The sequence below is a fragment of the Nonomuraea sp. NPDC004702 genome, assembly GCF_053601695.1.
In genome coordinates this window covers 263,551-281,947 of the sequence record NZ_JBSGCE010000004.1, presented here as the reverse complement: position 1 = coordinate 281,947, position 18,397 = coordinate 263,551, and the positions used below count along the sequence as shown (strand labels likewise).

Sequence of the window (18,397 nt, the reverse complement as noted above, 5' to 3'; positions counted from 1 at the left end):
TCCCGGGGAAGGGGTTCTCGCGAGGCTCGACACTAGCGGAGACAGGAAACTGGATAAAATCACTGCACCAATGTCGTACTACGACGAGCACGACCAGGAACGATGGGTCCCGGAACCACCCGGCAACCCCGGCCGCGGTGCGTTCGAACGCGACCGCGCCCGCGTCCTGCACAGCGCCGCGCTGCGCAGGCTGGCGGCCAAGACCCAGGTCGTGGGCCCCGGCGAGACCCTCGGCGGCGGCCAGCACATCCCGCGCACCCGGCTGACCCACTCCCTCGAATGCGCCCAGGTCGGCAGGGAGATGGGCGCCACGCTCGGCGTCGACCCCGACCTGGTCGAGACCGCCTGCCTGGCCCACGACCTCGGCCATCCGCCGTTCGGGCACAACGGCGAGGTCGCGCTCAACGCGCTGGCCACCTCGTGCGGCGGCTTCGAGGGCAACGCCCAGAGCCTGCGCCTGCTCACCAGGCTGGAGGCCAAGGTCCTGACCGACGACGGCCGCAGCGCCGGCCTCAACCTCACCAGGGCCGCACTCGACGCCGCCGTCAAATACCCCTGGACGTGCGAGAAGTCCCCGAAGTTCGGCGTCTACCACGACGACCTGCCGGTCTTCGAGTGGATCAGGGACGGCGCCCCGGAGGGCCGCGTGAGCTTCGAGGCCCAGATCATGGACTGGGCCGACGACGTCGCCTACTCCGTCCACGACCTGGAGGACGCGCTCCACTCCGGCCACGTCACCCCCGAGGCGCTCCAGTCGCCCGTGGAGCGCGGCGCGGTGGCCCGCGTCACCCGCGCCTGGTACGCGCCCGGCGCCGACCTCAACGAACTGGAGGAGGTCTTCGCCAAACTGATCGCCGACCCGCTGTGGCCGCGCCGCTTCGAGGCCACGCTCGCCGACCTGGCCGGCCTCAAGGCGCTCACCAGCGGCCTGATCGGCCGGTTCTGCCGCTCGGCCCAGACCGCCACCAAGGAGGTCCACGGCGCCCGCCACCGCGCCGACCTCGTCGTGCCGCGCGCCACGCTGCTGGAGTGCGCCCTGCTCAAGGGCGTCACCGCCCACTACGTGATGACCACCGAGGGCCACCACGCCAACCAGGCCAGGCAGCGCGAGCTGATCACCGAGCTGGCCTCGCTGATCACGCTCGGCGCCCCCGCCACCCTCGAACCCGCCTTCCGCCCCGCCTTCCTGGACGCCCCCGACGACCCCGCCCGGGTGCGCGTCGTGATCGACCAGATCGCCTCGCTCACCGACACCTCGGCCGTGGCCTGGCACCGGCGCCTGTCGAAGTGACGGCAGGCCGCCGAGGCCGGTGAAACCGCCCCCACGAGCGGCTTTGCGGACCTGCCTCGTCGGCGGATACTGCGCGCATGGCTACATATGTCATCGTCGGCGCGGGCCTTGCGGGAGCCAAGGCCGCGCAGACGTTGCGCGAGGAGGGCTTCGCCGGCGAGGTCGTGCTCGCCGGCGCGGAGAGCGAACCCCCGTACGAACGGCCGCCCCTGTCCAAGGAGTACCTGCGGGGCGGCGGCGAGCGGGAGAAGATCTACGTCCACGCCCCCGGCTGGTACGCCGACAACGACGTGGAGCTGCGGCTCGGCCTGCCCGTCACCCGCATCGAGCCCCGCAACCACGTCGTCAGGTTCGCCAACGGGTCCCGGCGGGCCTACGACAAGCTGCTGATCGCGACCGGGGCGACGCCGAGACGCCTGCCCGGCCCCGCCTACTACCTGCGTACCGTCGAGGACTGCGAGGCGCTCAGGCGGCGCTTCGCCGAGGGCGGCAGCGTCATCGTGGTCGGGGCGTCCTGGATCGGGCTGGAGAGCGCGGCGGCGGCCCGCGCGGCGGGCTGCCCGGTCACCGTCGTCGAGCCCGAGCCCACCGCGCTCAACCGGGCGCTCGGCCCCGAGCTGGGCGCGGTGTTCGCCCGCCTGCACGCCCGCAACGGCGTGGACCTGCGCTTCGGCACCGCCGTCGCCGAGGTCACCGGCGCCGGCGTGCGGCTCAGCACCGGGGAGCGGCTGACGGCCGACCTCGTGGTGGCCGGCATCGGCGTCGCGCCCGAGGTGGAGCTGGCCCGCGACGCGGGCCTGGAGGTGCGGCACGGCATCCGCACCGACGCCTCCCTGCGCACCTCGCACCCCGACGTCTACGCCGCCGGCGACGCCGCCGAGCCCTTCCACCCCCTGTACGGCCGGCACGTCCGCGTCGAGCACCGGTCGGGCGCGCTCAAGGGCGGTCCGGCCGCCGCCCGCGCCATGCTCGGCCAGGACGTCGTCCACGACGACATCCCCTACCTCTACACCGACCAGTACGACCTGAGCATGGAGTTCACCGGCGACACCGACGGCCACGACGAGATCGTCTGCCGGGGCTCGCTGGAGGACCTGCGGTTCGTCGCCTTCTGGCTGCGCGAGAGCCGGGTGGTCGCCGGCATGAGCGTCAACACCCGGGACGCCGTGCCGGAGATCCAGGAGCTGATCAGGTCGGGCGTCGTCATTGACCGAAAGGAGTTGACGACGGGTCCGCCGTGATCGGATTGTCGTCCTTGGGCTCGGCGGTCCTGCGCGGCTTCCTGGGCTGCTTGGTGGCCTGCGGCACCTTCTTCGACGTGCACTGGACCGCGCAGCGCGGCGTCTCGCCGAGTTTGCCGCGCAGCGCCAGCGTCTCCTTGCGGGGGGAGAGCGTGCGGTTGCCGGAGCGCCAGGCGTCCAGGTAGTCCCACGGCTCGACCATGCCCCGGCGCACCCACCAGTAGGCCGGGCCGGTCTTCCAGGAGATCGCGAAGTACAGGTTCGAGCCGGCGTCGCGGGCGTTGCCCGACCTGCCCACCCGGCCGAGCAGCTGCCCGGCCTTGACCCGCACGCCGGGCCGCACGCCGTCGGCGACGGAGTCGAGGTGGCCGCCGAGGTAACGCACGCCGTCGTCGCCGATGATCGTGACGAACCGGCCCTCGCGGTCGGCGCCCTTGTCGGTGGAGGGCGCCCACCGGTTCTTGACGTTGACCTCGTCCACGACGCCGTCCACCGGCGCGACGAACGAGCAGCCCTGCGGGGCCCAGATCGTCGTCTTGGGCAGCACCAGCAGGCTGCGCTGGTAGGTCGTGCCGCAGCCCTTGACCGGGAACGTGTAGGTGAACTTCGACAGCTTGGGCGGCGGCACCTTGACCGGGTCGTCCCCCTTGGGCGGCTGCTCGGCCTGCTGCTCGCCGTCCTGGCCGGACGGGCCGGGCGAGGGGATGGTGGCGGTGACCGCCGGGGTGACGGTGGGCGTGCCCGTGGGCGGGGCCGTGGAGGGCGACTGGGCGCTGACGCCCGCCACCCCGGTCGCCTGGGCGCAGGCGCCGGTGAGCAGCACGGCGCCGGCCACAACCGCCCACCGCACGATATGCCCGGAATGCATAGTCTTCCTCACCCGTGTCACCGTTTCCACCGACAACCCTCACCTTTGTAGCCGACCACGGGACTCCGCATCACCAGTTTCCCGCTTTAGCAACCCAGAGGTGACGCGCGTCTTCCCCGGCCGTCGACAGCCCGTGCCACGCCGTTCACCGGCCGCGGCACACCCCGCGCGGGGCGGAACCGTCGGTCGGGCGGAATAGACTCACCGGCGTGGCTGGCCGGATCCGTGATGTCGACATCGCGCTCGTACGCGAGCGTTCCCCCATCGCCGACGTGATCGGCGAGCACATCCAGTTGCGCAACGCCGGAGGGGGCAACCTCAAGGGCCTGTGCCCCTTCCACGACGAGAAGAGCCCGTCGTTCAACGTCACCCCCGAGCGCGGAATGTACTTCTGCCTCGCCGCGGAGACGCGGGTCATGACGTGGGAGGGCGTGCGCCCCATCGCCGAACTGGCGGGCGGCGTGCACCGGGTGCTGGCCGCCGACGGCACCTGGGTCGACGCGCCGTTCAGGTCGTTCGGCGTGCAATCGCTGATGAAGATCGTGGTGACCCGCAACGGGCAGCGCAAGGAGATCTTCGCGACCCCCGAGCACCGCTGGTTCGTACGATCCGGGCGGCGCCGCGACAAGCGCGCCGAGGTCATCACCAAAGACCTGAAGCAGGGGCACCGCCTGGCCTCGGTGTTCCCCGGGTCGCGCATCAAGCGCACCACCCCGTCCCCGTTCGGCGTGGCCCACGGCATCACCTTCGGCGACGGCACCCGCGCCGGCTCGGGCAGCAGGGCCACGCTCGACAGCGTCAAGGACGCCCAGCTGCTCAAGTGGTTCCCGCTCAGCTTCGTGACGGAGGGCCGGGGCGGGAAGTCGGGCAGGAGCCAGCTCCTGGTCCACCACCTGCCACGGTTCTTCAAGGAGCTGCCCGCGCTCGACGAGTCCGTCTCCTATCTCTACGGCTGGCTCGCGGGCTACCTCGCCGCCGACGGGCACGTCGCCAAAGACGGCACGATCATGCTCAACTGCGCCGACCGGGAGACGCTGGAATACGTCCGGACGATCTGCACAAGGCTTGGCATAGGCACGTACGGCGTCACGGAGCAGGTCCGTGTGGGCTTCCCCGGCCGCGAGCCGAGTTCGATCTTCCGCGTCCACTTCGTCAACGACGACCTGACCGAAGACTTCTTCCTCATCGACGAGCATCGGCTGCGGTTCTCCGGCGCCTCCAAGGCGTTCGCGCGGCGCGGCTGGGTGGTCCAGTCGGTCGAGGAGACCGACCGGGTCGAGGAGGTCTTCTGCGCCACGGTCGAGCACGGGCACGCCTTCGTCCTGGAGGACAACCTCCTCACCGGCAACTGCTTCGGTTGCGGGGAAGGCGGCGATGTGATCACGTTTGTCGAGAAGATCGAGCATCTGCCGTTCGGTGAGGCGGTCGAGCGGCTGGCCCAGCGGGCCGGCATCCAGCTCCAGTACGAGCAGGGCGGCTACGTCCCCAAGCGCGACCACGGCGAGCGGGCCCGGCTGATCGAGGCCCACCGGGTGGCCGCCGAGTTCTACGCCGAGAAGCTGTTCGGGCCCGACGCGGCCCCGGGGCGGCGGTTCCTGTCCGAGCGCGGGTTCGAGCGCGCCGACGCCGAGACGTTCGGCGTCGGGTACGCGCCGGCCGAGTGGGAGGCGCTGGCGCGCCATCTGATGGGGCGCGGGTTCACCGCCGACGAGCTGGTCAAGGGCGGCCTGGCCAAGGAGGGCAGGCGGGGGCCGATCGACCGGTTCAGGGGGCGGCTGATCTGGCCGATCAGGGACGCCACGGGTGACGTGATCGGATTCGGCGCACGCAAGTTGCTCGATTCCGACGATGGTCCGAAATATCTGAATACGCCTGACTCGCCGCTTTACAAGAAGAGCCAGGTCCTTTATGGCATTGATCTCGCCAAACGAGAGATCAGCAAGCGCGCCCAGGCGGTGATCGTCGAGGGATACACCGACGTGATGGCCTGCCATCTGGCCGGAGTTCCGACCGCGGTGGCCACCTGCGGCACGTCGTTCGGCGAGGAGCACATCAAGATCCTGCGCCGGTTCCTGCTCGACCAGGCCGAGTTCCGCGGCGAGGTGATCTTCACCTTCGACGGCGACGCGGCCGGCCAGAAGGCGGCGCTGCGGGCCTTCGCCGACGAGCAGAAGTTCGTCACGCAGACCTACGTCGCGGTGCAGAGCGACGGCCTCGACCCGTGCGACCTGCGGATCAAGCAGGGCGACGCGGCGGTGCGCGACCTCATCGCGAGCCGCGAGCCGCTGTTCCAGTTCGCCATCAGGAGCACCATCTCCCGCTACGACCTGCGCAGCAACGAGGGCAAGATCGCCGCCCTCGACGCGGCGGCGCCCATCGTGGCCGGGATCAAGGACGTCGGCCTGCGCAAGCGCTACGCCATCGACCTCGACCGCTGGCTCGGGTTCATGGACGAGCGCTTCGTCATGCAGCGCATCGGCGAGGTGGCCAACACCCAGCAGGGCCGCCCCCAGCGCGCCCCCAAGGCGGCTCCCGTCGATCCGAGCGTGCGGGTGGAGGGCGAGCTGCTCAAGCTGGCCGTCCAGCGGCCGGCGCTGCTCGGGCCGCGCTTCGACGCCCTCGACCCGCAGGCGTTCACCGCGCCCGACCACGTCGCGCTGCACAAGGTCATCCAGGCCGCCGGAGGCGCCGGCTCGGCCGGTCACGGCGGCCGCGAGTGGGTCGACCGGCTGCTGGAGCACGCTCACGACGAGGGCACCAGGGCGCTGGTGACGCGGTTCGCGGTGGAGCCCGTCCAGGCCGACGCGCACGCCGAGGAGCGTTACGCGGGGGCCATGCTGGCGGCCATCGAGGCGATCGCGGTCGACCGGGCCATCGCCCAGGCCAAGTCCCGCATGCAGCGCCTCAATCCGGTGGAGGAGCAGCAGGAGTACAACAAGCTGTTCGGCGAGCTGGTGGCGTTGGAGCAGCAGCGCCGGGTGCTGCGCGAGCGCGCCGCGGGAAGCTGACCGCCGGGGCGTTTTGATAACAGTTCGGCAGCGGGGACGGGCGGTGAACCGGGTGGTTCGCGGGGAATCCCGGCCGGTCCGCGCTGCCGTAATGGGGCATCTCCGGCGTCTTCCGGGCAGCGAAAGAGATACGTCCGGCCGGCGGACGTCGCCGGACGTGGGATTCCAGACCGCGTAATTGACTTTTCTTTCCTGATCAAACTCGGGCCAAACCTTTACTCGATCTCAATTCGGTAATGCTGATCGTCTTACCTTCCGCAACAAAAATGGGTCTGCCATTTGATGGAACCAATACTGCAGACTGTCTCCCGTGGGTGCATCGGTGCTGCCAAGCGGGCCGCCATCGGTAGATCAGGTGGCGGACCTCGTCGCGAAGGGAAGGGAGCGCGGAAGCGTAACCGTCGATGACGTCGCCGCCGCGCTTGACCGATCCGAGCTGCCGTCCGACGCGCTGGAACGCGTCGTGCGGATGCTCGCAGAGAACGGCGTGGAGGTCCTCGAGCCCCAGGGCGACGAGGAGTCCACCCGCGCCGATGAGGAGGACGTAGGCAAGCGGGCGCCGACCAGCGATCTCGTCCGTATCTATCTGCGGGAGATCGGCCGCGTCCCCCTGCTGACCGCCGAGGAGGAGGTGGAGCTCGCCAAGTCGATCGAAGCCGGCCTGTTCGCCGAGGACAAGCTGGCCAACGGGGTCTCGCGTCTGGCCTTCCCGGAGTTCAGGGAGCTCGTCTGGCAGGGCACCAGGGCCAAGCAGCGGCTGATCGAGGCCAACCTCAGGCTCGTGGTGTCGATCGCCAAGCGGTACGTGGGCCGCGGCATGCTGTTCCTCGACCTGATCCAGGAAGGCAACCTCGGGCTCATCCGGGCGGTCGAGAAGTTCGACTACACGAAGGGCTACAAGTTCTCCACCTACGCCACCTGGTGGATCAGGCAGGCGATCACCCGGGCGATCGCCGACCAGGCGCGCACCATCCGCATTCCGGTGCACATGGTGGAGACCATCAACAAGCTCGTCAGAGTGCAGCGTCAGCTCCACCAGGACCTCGGCCGCGAGCCCATCCCCGAGGAGATCGCCAAGGAGATGGACCTCCCGGTCGACCGCGTGGTGGAGATCCAGCGCATCGCCCAGGAGCCGGTGTCCCTGCAGTCGCCGATCGGCGAGGAGGACTCCGACCTCGGTGACTTCATCGAGGACGCCGACGCCGTCGTGCCCATGGAGGCCGCCGCCTTCATCATGCTGCAGGACCAGCTCGACGACATCCTGGCCACGCTGTCCGACCGCGAGCAGCGCATCATCCAGCTCCGCTTCGGCCTGGCCGACGGGCATCCGCGCACGCTGGAGGAGGTGGGCAGGGAGTTCGGCGTGACGCGCGAGCGCATCCGGCAGATCGAGTCGAAGACCCTGGCCAAGCTCCGCCACCCGACGCGCGCGCAGATGCTCAGGGACTACCTGGACTGACCCTTCGACCCCGCGACGGGCCCGGCGAGCGTGCCGGGCCCGTCCGCATGCCGGGCGGCGGGCTCAGGAGCAGCCCTCGAACGCATGCCGGGCGGCGGGCTCAGGAGCAGCCCTCGAACTGCGGCACGGCGATGTTGGTCAGGTCCAGGCCCGCCTTGCCGAACCACTTGTGCAGCAGCTTGCCCGCGGTCCCGTCCTGGTACATGTCGGTGATCGCCCGGTTCACCGCCTCGCAGCCCGGCACGTCGTTCTTGTGCAGGCCCACCCCGCTTCGCTGCTCGTTGAACTGGGCGTTGGCCAGCCGCAGCCCCGACCCGTCCTGGTTGGCCAGGCCGGCCAGGATCACGTCGTTGGTGGTGACCGCGTCCACCTGCCGGTTCTTCAGCGCGCTCAGGCACGTCGCGTAGTCCTTGAACGGCACCAGCTTGGCCGCCACGCTGCGTTCCTCCACGACCCGCTCGGCGGCGTTCGAGCCCTCCACCGCGCAGATCCGGCGGCCCTTCAGCTGCCGGACGTTGTCCACCTTGTCGTCCGGCCGCGTCAGGATGTCCTGGTAGGAGATGTGGTACGGCCCCGCGAACAGCACCTTCGCCTTGCGGTCCATGCTGATCGTGTACGTCGCCACCACCATGTCGGCCCGCCCCTGGACCAGTACCTTGTCCCGGTCGCCTGCCAGCACGGGGATCAGCTTGAAGTCCTTGCCCAGCCGCTTGGCCACGTACCGCGCGACGTCGACGTCGAAGCCCTCGAAGGTGCCGTCCGGCTTGCGGAAGCCCACCGACGGCAGGTCGGGGCGGACGGCGATGACGATGGAGTCCTTGTCGAGGATCGACTCCCGGCCGCCGGTCCCGCAGGCCGCGGCGGCCACCGCGGTCAGGGCCAGGGCCGCTATCAGTGCCCGCTTCAACGGTACTCCTTGAGTCTCGGCCACACCCCGGCGATCATCAGCAGCCCGATCCCGGCGATCGCGAACGGCAGCAGCCGCCACAGGTTGTCCAGTGCGTTCTCGCCGGCGTCGATGGCCTGGTCGAAGGTGCGCTCGTGCCGTTCGGCCAGGGCCACCAGGGCCCGGTCGTAGGCGTCGAACGCGGCGGTGACCGGCCCGAGCTTGGCGGTCACGGCCTCGGCGGTCCTGCCGTCCAGCGCCAGCGCCCGGAAGGAGGTGTCGGCCTGCTGGAAGGCCCGGTACGCGTCCAGCACCCGGGTGCCCTCCGGACCGGTCAGCTCGGGCCCCAGCATGCCGCGGGCCGCGCCGGCGTCGGCGGCCACCTTCGCGTGGTACTGGGTGAGGTTGCCCGACTCGAAGTAGACGACCGTCTGCGACTTGTCCAGGAACGTGTGCTCGTAGGTGTCGGCGCGGTCCTTGTCGAGCAGGTACCGGCTCTGGTCGCCCTGCATGCTGTTGCTGATCGCGCGGGCCTTGGCCAGCGTCAGGACCGAGTCGAAGCCCTGTGTCTTGGCCGTGCGCAGGTCCGTCTGGTCCTGGCCGAGCACGTTCACGCCGAGGATCAGCGAGACCACGGTGGCCAGCGTGGCGACCAGCAGCGCCGGGCCGAACACCCGGCGGAACCGCCGGGCCAGGAAGATCTGGAGCCAGATCAGGCAGCCCAGCGCGAGCAGCCCGGCCAGCAGCACCGCGGAGCGCAGCAGCGGGACCATGGCGTTCTTGTCGTCGTAGGTGCGGCGGACGATCGTGCCGCTCTCCAGGGTCAGGTTGTAGGCCTGCGGCAGCAGCACCAGCCGCATCAGGTCGGTGGCCTGCCGGTAGGTGCCCACGACGGTGTCCGGCGGCGCGCCGGGCGCGTGCCGGGACTGCTCGTTCAGCAGCAGCGCCTGCCCGGCGAGCCGTTCGTAGCGGCCGAGGCCGTCGAGCACCGACTGCACGGTCCGCCGTTCGGCGGCGTTGTCGCCGGCCAGCTCGAACGCCTTCAGCAGCGCCTGGTTGGCCTCCGTGCGCCGCCGCTCGTACCGGTCGACGGCCTCGCGGCGCTGCTGGCCGTACTGGTCGCCCATGACCAGCGCGTTGGCGACCTGGGCGTCCATGTCGCTGAGCGCCAGGTAGAGCCCAGCGGTGGCGACGACCTGCGGCCCGGCGTCGCGGCCGATGACCTGCAGCCCGTCGCCGGCGGTCAGGCTGCCCACCCCGAGCGCCGCGAACAGCAGCGCGAGCGCCGCCACGGTGACGCCGGAGATGACGCGGATGCGGCCGGGCACGCTGCGGCGCGGCAGGGGGGCGGGGGCGCCCGCCGGGACGACGGCGCCCGGGTTCTGCACCAGGGTCACGGTGTGCCCTCCCTGATGGTGATGACGGTCCAGGCGCCCAGGTGGATCCGGTCGCCCGGACCGACCCGGACGGGCGTGTTGATCTCCACGGCCCTGCCGTTGACCTGGGTGCCGTTGGCCGAGCCGGGGTCCACCAGCGTCCAGGTGCCGTCGGGCTGGGCCAGCAGCACGGCGTGCAGGTGCGACACGCCCGGGTCCTCGGGCGGGCCGGTCAGGTCGATCTCCGGCGCCAGGTTCCTGGCCTTGCTGCGCCGTCCGATGCGCACCTGCTCGCCGACCAGCCCGAACGAGCGCTCGGGACAGTACGGCGGGAAGGCCATGCGCGCCGCGTCGGGACCGCCCTCGGCGACCACCTTCTCGTAGTAGGTGCGGTCGGCGGCGGCGACCGCCTCCCACCGCGCCCCCCGCACCGGGAGCGGGACGCCGCCCCCGCCGCCGGTGAAGTCGTGCCCGCACACCTCGCAGAACTGCCCGGCGCGCGGCGTCTGGCAGACCGGGCAGGCGTCGTCGCCTCCGCCGGCGGCCGCCGCCGGCTGGGGCTGGGACGCGGCGGGCGTCCCGGCCATCTGCGCGCCGCAGACGTCGCAGTAGTCGTCGGAGCCGGAGGCGTGCCCCTGGGGACAGGTCGCCATCAGCCCTCGCCCTTACGCAGCCGGCTGGTGCGGACGGAACCGGTGTCCAGCTCGATCTCGTCGGCCTTGTCCACGTTCCTGCGCAACCGTGCGGTGCCGGTCGCGGGATCGATCTCCACGACCTTCTCCAGCAGCCGGGCGGTGTCCTCGCGGCCCGACTCCGCGGCCAGCTCCCTGGCCTTGGCCAGGCGCGCGGTGGCGGCCTCCACGTCCCCGGCGGCGCGGGCGCTGAGGCCGTCCTGGATGAGCTCGTGCAGCTCGGCCTGGCCGGTGTAGTGGGCGACCTTCCGGTTGATCTGGGTGGACTGCGCCAGGTCGTCGGTCCACTGGGCCAGCACGTTGCCGCTGGCCACGACGTCCTGGGTGTCGGGGCGCACCAGCTTCACCCAGCCCGCCCTGATCTCCTGGCCGATCTGGCCCGGCGGCACCTCGACGCACAGGTGGTACTCGCGTTCCTCCTGGCCCCACGAGCCGGTCGGGTAGTCGCCGGTCAGCGGGTTGACGTCGGTGCGCTTGCCGGTCAGGTCGAGCAGCGTGGGGGAGACCTGCTTGACGAACTTCAGCTTGGCGGTCTGCGGCACCCACACCCGCAGCGACAGGTCCGCCACGGTCTTGCTCATCGACGTCTGCGTCACCCGGCGGAAGAACTCGGCCAGATCGCTCTGGTTCCGTACGAACTCGAACGAGCCGAGCATCGCCTCGGCGACCTTCCGCAGCTCGGCGGGCACCCAGTCGTCGCCCACGCCCAGGCTGTCGCAGACGAACTTGCCGCTCCACCCCTGCAGCACGGCCCCGAACACCTCGGGACGCTCGTTGTTCTGCCCGTCGGTCATCAGCAGCGCGTGCCTGATCGCGTTCGGGTACCCGCTCAGCAGGTGCCCGGCCAGCTTCAGCCACTCGCCGATGGCCGTGCCGCCGTGCGCGAGCAGCCTGCTGATCGCCCGCTCGGCCTCGGCGCGGGTGGCGGGCGTGGCCCTGACCAGGTTGGCGTTGCCGCCGGGGTAGACGACCTTGGCCCGCTCGGTCCCGGCGATCACCGCGAAGTGCACGCCGTCGCGCAGCGCGTGCACGGCCGCCGCCGCGGCCTGCCGGGCCTCGCGGATCTTGCCGCCGCTCATCGAGCCCGAGGTGTCGACGATGATGACCTCGGCCGCCTCGGTGGGCGCGGCCTGGGCGAAGCCGCCGCCGGAGGAGGCCACGGTCAGGATCGCGTGCACCTCCCGGGCGTCGGTGGACAGGTACTTGTTCTGGTCGATGTTCAGCGTGAACGTGGGCTGGTCACCCATGCGTTTCTCCTAGGGGGATGAGAACGATCGTCACGTTGTCCTGGCCGCCGGAGGCCAGTGCGTGGCGCAGCATCTCGCGGGCCATGTCGAGGGGGGTTCCCGGCTGCGGGAACCGGTAGCCGTCCAGGTAGCGCCACAGCCCGTCGCTGCACACCAGCAGCAGGCCGGGCGCCCCCAGGGCGAGCGTGCGCACATGCAGCGACACCTCGCCGGAATCCGCGCCGAGCCACGCGGTGATCTCGCCGGTCGGGACCACGTCGTCCTCGGTCAGCAGCACGCCCTGCCCGGGGGCCTCGCCGGGCAGCCAGTACGCCCGCGTGTCGCCCGCCCAGCTCAGCGTGATCCCGCCGGGGCCGGCGACCGCGGCGACGTAGGTGCAGGCGGGGGCGTCGTCCACGGAGGTCGCCAGGGCGGTCACCGCCTTTCCGGCCAGCTCGAACGCCTCCTGCGCGGAGGCCCCCCTGGCCAGGGCGGCGCCCGCGGTCTCCACCGCCGCGGCCGAGGCCGCGTCGGCCCGCGGCGAGCTGCCCACGCCGTCGCACACCACCGTGATCACGGCGTCGCCGGTGGTCAGCAGCGCCATGGCGTCCTCGTTGCGGGCGCGTCGCAGCCCCTTGTCGGTCACGGCGGCGGCACCGCCGTCCAGGACGATCTCGGCGTGGTCGCGGCCGGTGGGCTGGCGGGCGCCGCACCGTTCGCAGTAGCCCTCCGCGTCCACCGCGGCCGCGCCGCAGGAGGTGCAGACCGGCGCGCCGAGCGCGTGCCCGCACCGCTCGCAGTAGACGTCCCCCTGGACGACGGGGGACGCGCACATCGGGCAGTTCTGGGGGGTGGGTTCGGTCACAGCCACGTCCTCGGTCGTACGGCGTTCGCCTCGTCGATGAGCGCGTGGCGTTCATGGCGGGAGCCGGCCGCCACCGCGAGCTTCCGGTAGATCGACTCCAGCCGCCTGCGCAGCCCCGGTTCGGTGAAGTCGGCCTCGGCCAGCTTCGTCCCGGGCGGCGCGGGGTTGTCGTCCAGCCAGGCCAGCGCGCAGCGCAGCAGCTCGGCGGTGAGCAGGTCGCGGCGGCGCGGGTCGAGGTCGGCCAGGTTGGCCAGCCGTCCGGCCGCGCCGACCAGGTCGGGGGCGGACACCGTGCTCAGGTCGGTCCGGCGGAACACCGAGGCGGCCAGCGCCACCTGCGCCGCCACCCGGTAGCTGGAGGTGGGCGGCACCTCGTCCAGCACGTTGACGCGGCCCGTCCTGGCCAGCCCGAACGCGGCGCTGACGTAGGAGTGGTCGGTCCGCCAGACGGCGTTGTACCAGTGGGCCGACTGCCTGCCGGCGCACTCCAGCGCGAACGCCAGCGCCAGCTTGGGCGCGAGCTCGCCGGGCAGCGCGGACACGCAGGCGTCGAACATCGTCACCGCGGTGTCCGTCTGGCGCGTGGCCAGTGCGAGCACGCCGCGGTACCAGGTCGTCCGCCAGTCGCCGGGGAGCTGCTGTTCCAGCTCCGACAGCGCCACCGGGGTCTCGGCGGCGCCTGCCTCGGCCAGCAGCCTGGCACGCATGAGCCGGGTCTCGGGCGTCGGCGGCATGGCCGAGAGCTGGTCGAACAGCTCCTTGCCGTCGAACCCGAGCAGGCCCGCCAGCGCGCCCGCCGCCGGGTCGAGCGGATCGACGTGCGGCACCGGCAGCTCGACCGCGACCGCGGCCGGGTCGAGCGGCCCGAACACCTCCTGGCGGGAGTCCGACAGCGCCGTCCACACGGCCGAGCGCTCGGGCCCGAACAGGGTCGAGGGCGCCGGGAACGGCACGCCCTCCTCGGCCGCGCTGATCTCCCGCAGCACCCCGACGAGCTGCTCCTCCATCTCCCACGCGCTCTGGAACCGGTCGGCGGGGTTGGGCGCGGTGGCCTTGCGCAGCAGCCGCGCGAACGACTCGTGCCCGCAGTCCTGCGGCAGCGGGCTGGCCACGCCGCCCTTGGCCGGGCTCCAGGACGGGATCGTCAGCACCGCCAGGGTCCTGGCCACCGTGTAGAGGTCGGAGGCCACGGACGAGGGGTGGGTGTCCAGCTCGGGCGCGTGGTAGCCGACCGTCGCCCAGGACGTGCCGGGCGGCGAGCCGACCGGCTGGACGGCGCCCAGGTCGATCAGCTTGAGCCGCCGGCCGACCCGGATCACGTTGGCCGGCTTGAGGTCGCAGTAGACCAGGCCGTTCTCGTGCAGGTAGCCGAACGCGTGCAGGATCTCGCGGCCGTAGATCAGGGCCTCGCGCAGCGGCAGCGGGCCCTGGCGGCGCAGCTCGTGCAGGGACTGGCCGCCGACGTACTCCATGACGATGTAGCCGAGGCCGCCGGAGAGCTGGAAGTTGAGGATCTTGACGATGTTCGGGTGGTCGACCGTGGTGAGGAACTTGCGCTCGGCCTCGGCCGCCGCCAGCGCCTCGGCGTCGTTGGTGTTGAGCAGGCCCTTGAGCACGACCCAGCGGCCGTCCAGGGCCTCGTCGGCGGCCAGGTAGATCCAGCCGAGGCCGCCGTGCGCCAGGCAGCCGAGCACCCGGTACTGCCCGGCCACCATGTCGTCCTTGGCCAGCTTCGGGGTGAAGGAGTACGGCGTGCGGCAGTGCGGGCAGAACCCCTCCGTCAGCCCCGGACGGCCCTGCCGGGACCGGCCCACCGGCTCCCCGCAGGCCGGGTTGGCGCAGAACCGCTTCTCCTCCGGCACCTGCGGATCGGCCATCACGGCCGTCGCCGGATCCCGGTACGGCACGGACGGCAGGTCGGCGATGCCGCCCAGCACCCCGGCCCGCGACCTGCCGCTGCTGCTCACCGGCGAGGTCAGCGACCGGCTCACCGGCTGGGTGTTCACCGGCCCCGAGAGCGGGCCCGAGAGCGGCCCCGAGAGCGACCCGGAAGGCGTCCCCGAGGCCGGGGCCGACGCCTGCCGGGGGACGGACACCGCCGCCGGGGGCGGCGCGGCCGCCGCGTTGCCGCACAGGTCGCAGTAGCCGTCCTCGATGGTGCCGGTGCAGCCCGGCTGCGCGCAGCGGGTCATGGCTTACCTCCGTGTATCGCGCGCTGGTAGGTGTCGACCGCGGCCGCCGCCTCGGTCAGGTCGCAGGGAGCGCTCCACAGCAGGGATCGTGCCCGCTCGAAGCACGCGGTGGCGTCGGGGTCCTCGGCCATGCCCTTGCGCACCGCCATGGCCTGGCAGGCGCCGAGCCGGCCGCGTAACTCGTCACGCCTGCCGACCAGGCCGTACAGGGCCTTGGCGGTGGCCCGCGCCCGGTCGGCGGCCTTCTCCGCCTCGCTCTCCACGCTCGCCAGCCGCCTGGCCCGCACCAGCCAGGCGTCGGCCGAGGCGTCGAGCGCGGCCAGCTCGCCGGTCAGCTCCTCGACCCGGCTGCGCGGGCGGGCCTGCGGCGGCAGGGCGATCTTGACCACGACCGCGCCGTGGGCCAGCCTGGCCTCGCTCTCGGCCGCGCGTACCCGGTCGAGGGCGGCCACCAGGTCCTCGCGGCGCCTGGCGTACTCGCGTTTGACCACGATCGCCTGGTCGATCTCCGCGCGGGCCTCGGCCAGCACGCGGGCGACCCCGCCGAGATCGGGTCCGACGCCCGCGCCGAGCGGGTCGGCGAGCAGGGCCGCGCGCATCCGCCGCAGCTCCGCCTCCTGCGCCTCCAGGCCGGCGCTCTCGCCCAGCTCGCGCTCCAGGTCGCGGATCTCGCGCAGGACGCGGTCGGCGTCGTCGAGCCGGGGCAGGACGGCGTTCCACACGGCGTCGATGTCGTTGAGCGCCGAGGTGACCTCGCGGAAGGCGCCGTCCATGCGGGCGACGGTCTCGTCGAGGGTCAGCCGCTCGTCGGCCTCGGGCAGCAGCGAGCGCTGCTCGACGGGCTTGGCCGCGGCCCGCAGCACGACGGACGTGCCCGACAGCAGCCGGGTCAGCTCGTCGAGCTGCTCGGCCCCGAGTTTCGCGCGCGCGGCCCTGACCTGCTCGGCGTCGCGCAGCACGGCCCGGTAGGCGTCGTTCAGCAGCCACAGCCGGGTCAGCGCGGCCTGGACGGCGGCCCAGCGCTGCCGCGTCACCCCGTCCAGCGTCGCGCCCTTGAGCAGCTGGTACGTGGTGTGGGATTCGAGATCGAGCAGGTCGCCGGAGATCCGGTCACGTTCGTCGGCCCGAGCGCGCAGCGCGTACTCGGCGCCTTCCCTGCTCATGGGTGGTCCCAGACTCATCACGCTCCCCGTGAAGAGGGCCCCCGATGCCCCGTGTCCTACCGGCTCAACGGGAGTCTTGACCGGTTGGTTCCAAAGGGTAGGGGTGACCCTGACTTGTCCCTGATTCAACCCTCGGTCACCTGCAAACGGCTTAACGGATCTCCTACGGTGGAGACATGGCACGCATCCTTCTGATCATCGCCGCGATCATCGTCGCACTGCTTCTCGTCGGCCCGCTCGTGGGTTTCGTCTTCACGCTTCTCAAGTGGGCTCTCATCATCGGCGCCGTCGTCCTCGGTGTCACGTTCGTCGCGAAGTGGGCCAAGAGGCCGTAGCTTCCGCCCGCTTCCCAAGGCATAGTGAGTGAATGGAGGCGCGGCCGGCGGTTGACGATGCCGCGCTCGGGCGCGAGGCCCTGGCCGTGCTCGAGGCGAACTGGACGGGCAGCGGCACCGTGCCCGCGCCGGGTCTCTACCCGCACCAGTGGAGCTGGGACTCCGCGTTCGTCGTCATCGGCCTGGCCAGGCACCGTCCGGAGCGCGCCCGGGAGGAGCTGCTCAGCCTGCTGAGCGGCCAGTGGGCGACCGGCATGGTGCCCCACATCGTCTTCCACACCCGCGAGGCGTACTTCCCCGGGCCGTCGGTCTGGCGCTCGCAGGAGCACGCCTCCGCGCCCCGGGTCTACACCTCCGGGCTCACCTCCCCGCCGCTGCAGGCGCTGGCGCTGCGGTGGCTCTACCGGCACACCGGCGACGTCGCGTTCGTCCGGCGGACGTTCCCGCTGCTCGTCGCCCAGCACCACTACCTGGCCTCGGCCCGCGACCTCGGCGGCGCCGGACTGGCGGCGATCGTCCATCCCTGGGAGTCGGGCATGGACGACAGCCCGGCCTGGGACCAGCCGCTCGCCGCGCTGCCCGCCATCGGTTACGGCTACCGCAACGTTCAGCTGGCCGACCGCCACCCCGACAGCGACCACGACCGCTACGTCTGGCTGGCCATGCGGTACCGCGACGCCGGCTACCGGCCCGAGTACCTGCGCGACGAGCACCCCTTCGCGGTCGAGGACCCGATGTTCAACGGCATCTGGCTCGCCTCCTGCCAGGCGCTGGCCGAGCTGGCGCCGGTGGCGGGGGCCGACCCCGCACCCCACGCCGAACAGGCCGAACGCATCAGGCAGGCCATGCTCGACCGGCTCTGGGACGGCTGCTTCTACCCCCTTGACCTGCGCTCCGGCCGGCTGATCAAGGTCTGCACGGTGGGCGCGTTCGGGCCGCTGCTCGATCCCGGGCTGCCCAGCGACCACCTGCACGCCTGCGTCGAGGTGCTGGAGTCGGCCCGGTTCATGGGCGCGACCGGCTACCCGGTGCCGAGCTGCGAGATCCGCGCCGCCCAGTTCGACCGCACCCGCTACTGGCGCGGGCCGTCCTGGGTGAACACCAACTGGCTGTTACGCCGGGCCGCCGCCGTCCACTCGCTCGACCAGCTCGGCCGGCAGCTCGCCAACGGCACCCTGCGGCTGGTCCGGCAGGCCGGGTTCCGCGAGTGCTTCGACCCGTTCGACGGCAGCGGGCGCGGGTGCAGGGACTTCTCCTGGAGCGCGGCGCTCACCCTCGACCTGCTCGCCGATACCGTGGAGATATGAGCATTCTTCGCCGCCTGCCCGCCGACGTGCGCCGATCCCTGGACACCCGGCCGGGGGAGCGGGTGCTGACGTTCACCGAGACCGCCGACGGTCACCTGGTGGCCACCAACCTCGCCCTGTTCCTGTCGGACGGGACGCGGGTGCCGTACGAGGAGATCGACAAGGCGTCCTGGGACGACGAGGGGCTGCGGGTCGTCACCACCGGCGGCGCCCGCCACTTCGAGCGCGTCGCCGAACCGCGGATGGTGCCCGAGACCGTGCGCGAGCGGGTGAACTCCACCATCGTGGTCAACAAGCGCGTCAGCCTGCCGGGGCGCGGCGGCGTCCGGCTGGTGGCCAGGCGTCCGCCGGGCGGCGAGGTGCTGGGCTGGACGCTCGTCTTCGACGACGGGCTCGATCCGACGGACCCGGGCCTGCGCGCGCAGGCCGAACAGGCCCTGGAAGGCGTCCGGCGCAGCATGGGCGTGTGAGGGATCACACGTCCGTGC

General features: G+C 72.0%; 15 protein-coding genes. 7 read left to right on the top strand and 8 right to left on the bottom strand.

Annotation, left to right across the window (positions count from 1 at the left end; translation table 11 throughout):
- The first annotated feature begins 70 nt into the window (after positions 1–70).
- Complete coding sequence (locus ACWEJ6_RS08240; protein ID WP_387672619.1) at positions 71–1,291, top strand: deoxyguanosinetriphosphate triphosphohydrolase; 1,221 nt, start codon at positions 71–73, stop codon at positions 1,289–1,291.
- A 77-nt stretch (positions 1,292–1,368) separates the two neighbouring features.
- Entirely contained in the window at positions 1,369–2,532 is a 1,164-nt protein-coding gene (locus ACWEJ6_RS08235; protein WP_452422348.1) for an NAD(P)/FAD-dependent oxidoreductase, read from the top strand.
- On the opposite strand, the gene ACWEJ6_RS08230 is transcribed toward ACWEJ6_RS08235, so the two are convergent.
- Complete coding sequence (locus tag ACWEJ6_RS08230) at positions 2,495–3,400, bottom strand: M23 family metallopeptidase (protein ID WP_387672625.1); 906 nt, start codon at positions 3,398–3,400, stop codon at positions 2,495–2,497. The genes ACWEJ6_RS08235 and ACWEJ6_RS08230 overlap by 38 nt on opposite strands.
- A gap of 209 nt (positions 3,401–3,609) precedes the next feature.
- On the opposite strand from ACWEJ6_RS08230, the gene dnaG reads away from it, so the two are divergent.
- Both dnaG and rpoD read left to right on the top strand, forming a co-directional pair.
- Positions 3,610–6,408, top strand: coding sequence for a DNA primase (gene dnaG, locus ACWEJ6_RS08225; RefSeq protein ID WP_452422346.1), 2,799 nt, complete (start codon positions 3,610–3,612; stop codon positions 6,406–6,408).
- 355 nt (positions 6,409–6,763) lie between these two features.
- A complete protein-coding gene (gene rpoD, locus ACWEJ6_RS08220) occupies positions 6,764–7,867 on the top strand; it encodes an RNA polymerase sigma factor RpoD (RefSeq protein WP_241563834.1) in 1,104 nt (367 codons plus the stop codon).
- Between the two features lie 100 nt (positions 7,868–7,967).
- On the opposite strand, the gene ACWEJ6_RS08215 is transcribed toward rpoD, so the two are convergent.
- The 7 genes from ACWEJ6_RS08215 to ACWEJ6_RS08185 are packed head-to-tail and all read right to left on the bottom strand — an operon-like array spanning position 7,968 to position 16,267.
- The gene (locus ACWEJ6_RS08215) at positions 7,968–8,774 is read right to left on the bottom strand and encodes a transporter substrate-binding domain-containing protein (protein ID WP_452422344.1); all 807 of its coding nucleotides are present in this window, start codon (positions 8,772–8,774) and stop codon (positions 7,968–7,970) included.
- Positions 8,771–10,150: a hypothetical protein gene (locus ACWEJ6_RS08210; protein ID WP_452422342.1), complete on the bottom strand. Its 1,380-nt coding sequence runs from the start codon at positions 10,148–10,150 to the stop codon at positions 8,771–8,773. Before ACWEJ6_RS08210 ends, ACWEJ6_RS08215 begins: the two co-directional genes overlap by 4 nt.
- On the bottom strand, positions 10,147–10,782 hold the full coding sequence (locus ACWEJ6_RS08205; protein ID WP_452422340.1) for an FHA domain-containing protein: 636 nt from the start codon (positions 10,780–10,782) through the stop codon (positions 10,147–10,149). Before ACWEJ6_RS08205 ends, ACWEJ6_RS08210 begins: the two co-directional genes overlap by 4 nt.
- Entirely contained in the window at positions 10,782–12,068 is a 1,287-nt protein-coding gene (locus ACWEJ6_RS08200; RefSeq protein WP_387672641.1) for a vWA domain-containing protein, read from the bottom strand. Before ACWEJ6_RS08200 ends, ACWEJ6_RS08205 begins: the two co-directional genes overlap by 1 nt.
- Positions 12,061–12,912 carry a PP2C family serine/threonine-protein phosphatase gene (locus ACWEJ6_RS08195; protein ID WP_452422337.1) on the bottom strand — a complete coding sequence of 284 codons (852 nt, stop codon included), beginning with the start codon at positions 12,910–12,912 and terminating at the stop codon, positions 12,061–12,063. Before ACWEJ6_RS08195 ends, ACWEJ6_RS08200 begins: the two co-directional genes overlap by 8 nt.
- Positions 12,909–15,104, bottom strand: a complete 2,196-nt coding sequence (locus tag ACWEJ6_RS08190) for a tetratricopeptide repeat protein (protein ID WP_452422335.1) — start codon at positions 15,102–15,104, stop codon at positions 12,909–12,911. Before ACWEJ6_RS08190 ends, ACWEJ6_RS08195 begins: the two co-directional genes overlap by 4 nt.
- Positions 15,101–16,267, bottom strand: coding sequence for a hypothetical protein (locus tag ACWEJ6_RS08185; protein ID WP_452422333.1), 1,167 nt, complete (start codon positions 16,265–16,267; stop codon positions 15,101–15,103). Before ACWEJ6_RS08185 ends, ACWEJ6_RS08190 begins: the two co-directional genes overlap by 4 nt.
- Positions 16,268–16,443: 176 nt before the next feature.
- Between ACWEJ6_RS08185 and ACWEJ6_RS08180 the strand changes: the two genes are divergently transcribed.
- Genes ACWEJ6_RS08180 through ACWEJ6_RS08170 form a run of 3 tightly spaced genes read left to right on the top strand, consistent with a single transcriptional unit; the run spans position 16,444 to position 18,379 of the window.
- On the top strand, positions 16,444–16,602 hold the full coding sequence (locus ACWEJ6_RS08180; RefSeq protein WP_352318900.1) for a hypothetical protein: 159 nt from the start codon (positions 16,444–16,446) through the stop codon (positions 16,600–16,602).
- A 32-nt stretch (positions 16,603–16,634) separates the two neighbouring features.
- Complete coding sequence (locus tag ACWEJ6_RS08175) at positions 16,635–17,909, top strand: amylo-alpha-1,6-glucosidase (RefSeq protein ID WP_387672653.1); 1,275 nt, start codon at positions 16,635–16,637, stop codon at positions 17,907–17,909.
- Positions 17,906–18,379, top strand: a complete 474-nt coding sequence (locus ACWEJ6_RS08170) for a hypothetical protein (protein WP_452422330.1) — start codon at positions 17,906–17,908, stop codon at positions 18,377–18,379. The genes ACWEJ6_RS08175 and ACWEJ6_RS08170 overlap by 4 nt, the downstream gene beginning before the upstream one ends.
- The last annotated feature ends 18 nt before the right edge of the window (positions 18,380–18,397 follow it).